Source organism: Arthrobacter sp. GCM10027362 (assembly GCF_042679445.1).
Lineage (GTDB): Bacteria > Actinomycetota > Actinomycetes > Actinomycetales > Micrococcaceae > Crystallibacter.
In genome coordinates this window covers 1-4,730 of the sequence record NZ_JBHTML010000249.1, presented here as the reverse complement: position 1 = coordinate 4,730, position 4,730 = coordinate 1, and the positions used below count along the sequence as shown (strand labels likewise).

The following is a 4,730-nucleotide window of genomic DNA, read 5'->3' as shown; positions in this document are numbered from 1 at the left end:
CAGGGTGCCGGCCGCGGCGATCAGGTCCCCGCGGGCCACGTCGAATTCGTCGGCCAGGCGCAGCGCGACGGACTGGGGCGCGGAGGCCTCGTCCAGCCCCCGGCCCGCGGCGTCGATCCCGGCCACGGTGGTGGTGCGGGGCTCCTGCCCCGGGGTCTGGACCGTCACGGCGTCGCCCACGCGCACGGTGCCGGCCACGACCTGCCCGGCGTAGGCGCGGTAGTCGCGGAAGGCCTCCGCATCGAGACCCGGGGCCAGGGCGCCCTGGGGGCGCAGCACCAGCTGGACCGGAAAGCGGAAGGCAGCGCCGGGCTCGTCGTCGGTGGTGGGCAGGGTCTCCAGCAGTTCGAGCAGCGTCGGGCCCGCGTACCAGGGCGTGTGGGCCGAGCGTTCGACGACGTTGTCCCCGGCCAGGGCGGAGACCGGGATGCTCACCGCGTCGGGCAGGCCGAGGTCGGCCGCAACCTGCTGCACATCCGCCGCAATCCGGTCGAACACTTTCCGGGAGTAGCCAGTCAGGTCGATCTTGTTGACGGCGACCACCACGTGCGGCACGCGCAGCAGGGCGACGACGCTCAGGTGGCGGCGGGTCTGCTCCAGGACACCCTTGCGGGCATCGACGAGGACGACCACCGCATCCGCGGTCGAGGCGCCGGTCACGGTGTTGCGGGTGTACTGCACGTGGCCGGGGCAGTCGGCCAGGATGAAGGTGCGGCGGCCGGTGGCGAAATAGCGGTAGGCGACGTCGATGGTGATGCCCTGCTCGCGCTCGGCCCGCAGTCCGTCGGTCAGCAGCGCCAGGTCCAGCCCGCCCCCGCCGCCAAAGCCCCGGTCGGCCGAGGTGCGGGCGACGGACTCCAGCTGGTCCGCCAGGATGGCCTTGGAATCGTGCAGCAGCCGTCCGACCAGGGTGGATTTGCCGTCGTCGACCGAACCGGCGGTGGCGAAGCGGAACAGGGTGCCGGCGGCCGGGAGATCCCGGTCCAGGAGTTGGGTGGTCATCAGAAGTATCCGTCCTTCTTGCGGTCTTCCATGGCCGCTTCGGAAATTCGGTCGTCGGCGCGGGTGGCCCCGCGCTCGGTGAGGGTGGACGCTGCGACCTCGCGCACGACGTCCTCGACGGTGCCGGCCTCGGAGAGCACGGCGCCGGTGCAGGACATGTCGCCGACGGTGCGGTAGCGGACCGTGCGGACCGAAACCTCCTCGCCGGGGCCAGGCTGCGAGAACTCGCCGACCGCCCGCCACATGCCGTCGCGGCGGAACACCTCGCGCGGATGCGCGTAGTAGATGGCGGGCAGCTCGATGCGCTCGCGGGCGATGTAGCGCCAAATGTCCAGCTCGGTCCAGTTGCTGATCGGGAAGGCCCTGACGTGCCGGCCGACGGTGTGGCGGCCGTTGTAAAGGTTCCACAGCTCGGGCCGCTGGTTGCGCGGGTCCCACTGCCCGAACTCGTCGCGCAGGCTCAGGATGCGTTCCTTGGCCCGGGCCTTGTCCTCGTCGCGGCGGCCGCCGCCGAAGACGGCGTCGAACCGGTGGGCGGCGATGGTGTCCAGCAGGGGCACGGTCTGGAGCGGATTGCGGGTGCCGTCGGCCCGCTCCTGCAGCTCCCCGCGGTCGATGTACTCCTGGACGGATCCCACGACCAGCCGGAGGCCGAGCCGCTCCACGGTGCGGTCCCGGAAGGCCAGGACCTCCGGGAAGTTGTGGCCGGTATCCACGTGCAGGACCGGGAACGGCACGCGCCCGGGCCAGAACGCCTTGGCGGCCAGGTGGAGCATGACCACGGAGTCCTTGCCGCCGGAGAACAGCATGGCCGGGCGCTCGAATTCGGCCACGACCTCGCGGATGATGTGGATCGATTCGGACTCGAGGGTGTCCAGGACGCCGAGCCGTTCCCGGACGGGAACCGGGGCGTCGTATGCGTGGGTCAGGGTCATGATGGGTCCTTGCGTGTCGGGGCGGCGGGGCGTCAGGTGTGGATGCCGCACTCGGTCTTGGCCAGGCCGGCCCAGCGGCCGGCGCGCGGATCCCCGCCCGGGGCCACCGGGCGGGTGCAGGGGCGGCAGCCGATGGACGGGTAGCCCTGCTGCAGCAGCAGGTTCAGCGGCACCGCATGCCGGGAGGCATAGCCGGTCAGCTCGTCGAAGCTCCACGGTGCCACGGGGTTGACCTTCACCAGCCCGTGGGCCTCGTCCCAGGCCACCAGGGGGGTGTTGGTGCGGGTGGGAGCCTCGTCCCGGCGCACTCCGGTGAACCAGACCCGGTAGTTGGCCAGCGCCTTCCGCAGCGGATCCATCTTCCGCAGCCGGCAGCACAGGCCGGGGTCGCGGGCGAACAGCTCCGGCCCGTGGGCCTGGTCCTGCTCGGCGACAGTCTGCTCGGGCAGGACGTCCACCACCGTGACGTCCAGGGAACGGGCCGCCTCGTCACGGGCGGCCAAGGTCTCGGTGAAGTGGTAGCCGGTCTCCAGGAACAGCACGTCGACGCCGGGCAGCTGCCGGGCCACCAGATGCGGCAGCACCAGGTCCGCCATGGAGCAGGCCACCGCCGCGTCGCGCACCGCGAAATTCTCCCGGACCCACGCCACCACCTCCCCGGCCGGGGCGTCCCAGCCCAGCTGCCGGGCGCCGGCGGCGGCCAGCTCCCGGAGGGCCTGGGTTTCCTCCGGCGGACGCGGCGGCCGGGCCGTGTGCCGGTCCGTGCGGTTGCCGCCGGCGGTCATTTCAGGTCCCCCTCGTCCGCCCGGTGCGCCCACTGGGCGAAGGTCTCGCCGTCGGCATGCTGTTCGTCGTAGCGGCGGATGACGCGGTCCACGTAGTCCACGAGCCCGTCCGCGGTGACCTTCAGGCCGCGCACGGTGCGGCCCAGGCCCGCCTCGTCCCGGTCGGTGGATGCCAGCCCGCCGCCGAGGTGGACCTGGAATCCCGGGGTCTGGCCGCCGTCCGGGTCGGGCAGCAGCTGCCCCTTCAGGCCGATGTCGGCGGTCTGGATCCGGGCGCAGGAGTTGGGGCAGCCGTTGATGTGCAGGCTCAGTTGCGCCGGCAGCCGGTCCGCAACGTCGGCGAGGCGGTCCTCCAGCCCGGCGACGGTGCGTTCGGCCGTGTCCTTGGTGTCGACGATGGCCAGCTTGCAGAACTCGAGGCCGGTGCAGGCGATGGTCGAGCGGTGGAAGACCGACGGGCTGCTGCTCAGGCCCAGCTCCGCCAGGCCCGCGGTGACGGCGTCGACCTGCTCCGGCGCCACGTCCAGCACGACGATCTTCTGGTGCGGGGTGGTGCGCAGCCGGTAGGACCCGTGGCGTTCGAGCAGGGCCGCCAGGCGGGTCAGCACGGTGCCGGAGACCCGTCCGACCACGGGCGCGGCGCCGATGTAGAAGTTGCCGTCCTTCTGCTCGTGTATGCCGACATGGTCGCCGGGTTCGCTGGGCCGGGCCGGTGCCGGCCCGTCCGGCAGCGCGAAGCCGAGGTATTCCTGCTCCAGCACCGCCCGGAACTTCTCCGGCCCCCAGTCGTTCATCAGGTACTTCAGCCGGGCCTTGTTCCGCAGCCGCCGGTAGCCGTAGTCGCGGAAGATGCGCACCACGCCGTGCCACACCGCCGCGGCGTGCTCCTCGCTGACGAAGGCCCCGAGGCGCTCGGCGAGCCGGGCGCTGGTGGACAGCCCGCCGCCGACCCACAGGTCGTAGCCGGGGCCCAGCTCCGGGTGGACCACCCCGACCAGCGAGATGTCGTTGATCTCGTGGACCACGTCCTGGGACGGGTGGCCGGTGATCGCGGACTTGAACTTGCGCGGCAGGTTGGCCAGTTCCGGGTCACCGATGAAGCGGTCGGCGATCTCGCGGATGACCGGCGTCGGGTCGATGATCTCGTCCTTGGCGATGCCGGCGACCGGGGAGCCGAGGATCACCCGGGGGACGTCGCCGCAGGCTTCGGTGGTCGACAGGCCGACCGCTTCGAGGCGGCGCCAGATCTCCGGCACGTCCACGACGTCGATCCAGTGCAGCTGGATGTTCTGCCGGTCGGTCACGTCCGCGGTGTCGCGGGCGAATTCGGTGGAAATGGTGCCGATGACCCGCAGCTGCTCGGTGGTCAGCGCTCCCCCGTCGATCCGGACGCGGAGCATGAAGTACCGGTCCTCGAGCTCGTGGGGCTCCAAGGTCGCCGTCTTGCCGCCGTCGATTCCCGGTTTGCGCTGGGTGTAGAGGCCCCACCAGCGGAACCTGCCGTGCAGGTCATCGGCGGGAATCGAGTCGAAGCCGTGCTTGGCGTAGACCGTTTCGATCCGCTCGCGCACATTGAGCCCGTTGTCCTGCTGCTTGAACTCCTCGTTGTGGTTCAGCGGCGCCGTCCCGTCCACCTTCCACTGTCCGTGGGGCTTGGCGGAGGGTCGCGGGCGCCCCTGCCGCGGGGCCGTTGTCGTCTCGATCGACTGAGTCATGCGTGCCAGCGTAGGGACGCCCGGAAGGGGTGGCCAAATGTCTTCCCATATGGCGTCCCATGGCTCAACGGGACAACATATTCGGTCCTATTACGTCATGTTTTACGTCATGTCGACGACATCAAGCAGCCGGTCCGTCACACAGTCGGCAATGGCCGGGGCGGGCAGCAGCGGCGCCGTCACCGCGTCCGCGCCGGCCCGGGCCAGCACCGAATGGAAGTGCCCGGGAGCCAGCAGGTAAGAGCCGATCAGCACGCGGCGGCAGCCGGGCCGGGACCGGGCGGCCCCGACCG

4 protein-coding genes and 1 pseudogene are annotated in these 4,730 nt (G+C 71.4%); all 5 read right to left on the bottom strand.

Annotated elements, in window-relative coordinates; genetic code table 11:
• Nucleotides 1–1,002 (bottom strand): sulfate adenylyltransferase subunit 1 (locus tag ACFQ36_RS20895; protein WP_377017173.1); only part of this gene is annotated, 1,002 nt, incomplete at its 3' end.
• The gene (gene cysD, locus ACFQ36_RS20890) at nucleotides 1,002–1,937 is read right to left on the bottom strand and encodes a sulfate adenylyltransferase subunit CysD (RefSeq protein ID WP_377017171.1); all 936 of its coding nucleotides are present in this window, start codon (nucleotides 1,935–1,937) and stop codon (nucleotides 1,002–1,004) included. The genes cysD and ACFQ36_RS20895, both read right to left, overlap by 1 nt.
• Nucleotides 1,938–1,969: 32 nt before the next feature.
• On the bottom strand, nucleotides 1,970–2,722 hold the full coding sequence (locus tag ACFQ36_RS20885) for a phosphoadenylyl-sulfate reductase (RefSeq protein ID WP_377017169.1): 753 nt from the start codon (nucleotides 2,720–2,722) through the stop codon (nucleotides 1,970–1,972).
• The gene (locus ACFQ36_RS20880) at nucleotides 2,719–4,437 is read right to left on the bottom strand and encodes a nitrite/sulfite reductase (protein WP_377017167.1); all 1,719 of its coding nucleotides are present in this window, start codon (nucleotides 4,435–4,437) and stop codon (nucleotides 2,719–2,721) included. The genes ACFQ36_RS20885 and ACFQ36_RS20880 overlap by 4 nt, the downstream gene beginning before the upstream one ends.
• Before the next feature lie 102 nt (nucleotides 4,438–4,539).
• Nucleotides 4,540–4,730 (bottom strand): annotated as a pseudogene (locus ACFQ36_RS20875) (hypothetical protein); the annotation flags it as partial.